Raw genomic sequence first — 1,481 nt, 5'->3', positions numbered from 1 at the left:
GCCATGCACAGCATAGCGAACAGCTTGGTAAGTAGCGAGGCTCGTGCGGAAAGGGTATGCATTTCAAGCGCCCTAACGTTCGACGTAAGGGGCGGCCGCAAGTGGGTGAAGCCCGCTTGTGGACGTCCCCTTGACGGAGGGGTTAGGCCACATTGTCTTGCGGAACACAGGTAACCTCAAAACCAAGATTTTCCAATGTGATTTGCAGCTCTCTGGCTCGGTAAGCTGCCTGAGGTCCAAGGGAGATGCCCTGGACGGAGCACAACTGTTCCTGAAGATGACTAAGCGGGACTTTGCGTACTCTAGCTGAGAGGTTTCGCAGGGTAGCGAGTGCCGCTGCCGGAACTGAACGCCTGGCCCTTACGTGGACCGTTGCAGAGGTAGCGCGCTGCATTTCCGGGAAAACACGTGCAACCATGACCTGTTCTTGCCAGCCGCAGGCCGGGCACTGCGACGTGACAAGGTCTCCCAGTTCCTCAACTACCAAGGCCAAACCGCAGCGAGGGCAATGTTGGGCTGTTTGCATGTGGCTTAACGTTCGACGTAAGGGGCGGCTTGCGCCCTGGCGCAAGACGTCCCCTTGACGGAGGGGTTAGAGGACAGCGCGCAAAGACGCTTCTGAATCGCACGAACAACCGTTGAGGGCACATCTGCCCAAGGCTCCGAGAGAGGTGGCAATGACGTCACAAACGCAATGGCATCACTTGCACCGACGCCTCGCAAGGCCAACAAGGCCGTTGCCCGCTCGGCTTCACTTCTTGCCAGAGGATGAAGCTTCATGAGAAAGGCCTGGATAGTTGCCGATTGAGCTTCTTGAACTGGCGTGGCAGGCCGAAAGGACAACATGAGATTGAGTGCTGATGCGACGCGACTGGCGGTTTCGATGCGGCGAGACGGCTCTGCCAGCGTTTCGGCATAGGACGTGAGCAGGAAGGCAAGAGCCTCGGTGGTTTTCAGTTCCTCTAGCACGCCGAGAACAAAGGGTGCAAATGACGGATCAACGGCGAACTGCGAGAGGCCGGGGAAGCCCGCGTTCGAATAGGCCGAGACTACGCTGGCCCACCTCGCCAGTGGGACTACGCGGCTTCCATCAGGAAGCTGACCATCCGAAGGCCACTCCAACTCAGTGGACAACTTGACGAGCAACTCACCCAAGCCAGGAGTTGCCAGTTTTGCCTCGCGCAAAAGATGCTCGACTTCCAGTGAGCCAGCGAGCGCCTTCTTTCGGATGAGGGAGAGACTCATGTCCTCTAACGTTCGACGTAAGGGGCGGCCCGCTTGCGGGACGTCCCCTTGACGGAGGGGTTAGCCGTCACCGTTTCGGGCGGGAGAGATTTTATCGAGCTGGCGAAGAGGCCGAATTTTGGACTGAGAAGTTAGCCGTGGTTTGAAGACCCAGTATCTGCACTACACCCGTCTCCCGACTTCCTGGCGCCAGCTGAAACATGTACGACACCGACTTCAAGCGAGCGTCGCAACTG

1 protein-coding gene is annotated in these 1,481 nt (G+C 58.2%); it reads right to left on the bottom strand.

The features are described from left to right. Positions 1-531: 531 nt before the first annotated feature. Positions 532-1,245 carry a hypothetical protein gene (locus tag AC1DYI_RS35365; protein ID WP_477208766.1) on the bottom strand — a complete coding sequence of 238 codons (714 nt, stop codon included), beginning with the start codon at positions 1,243-1,245 and terminating at the stop codon, positions 532-534. Positions 1,246-1,481 lie beyond the last annotated feature (236 nt).

The organism is Ideonella sp. P3_A4, from assembly GCF_056403075.1.
Note: the sequence above shows the minus strand (reverse complement) of the source record. Positions and strands in the feature narration are given on the sequence as shown.

Excerpts from the sequence above, each read along its gene's own strand:
- AC1DYI_RS35365 (WP_477208766.1), bottom strand. The coding sequence starts at position 1,245 with ATGAGTCTCTCCCTCATCCGAAAGAAGGCGCTCGCTGGCTCACTGGAA.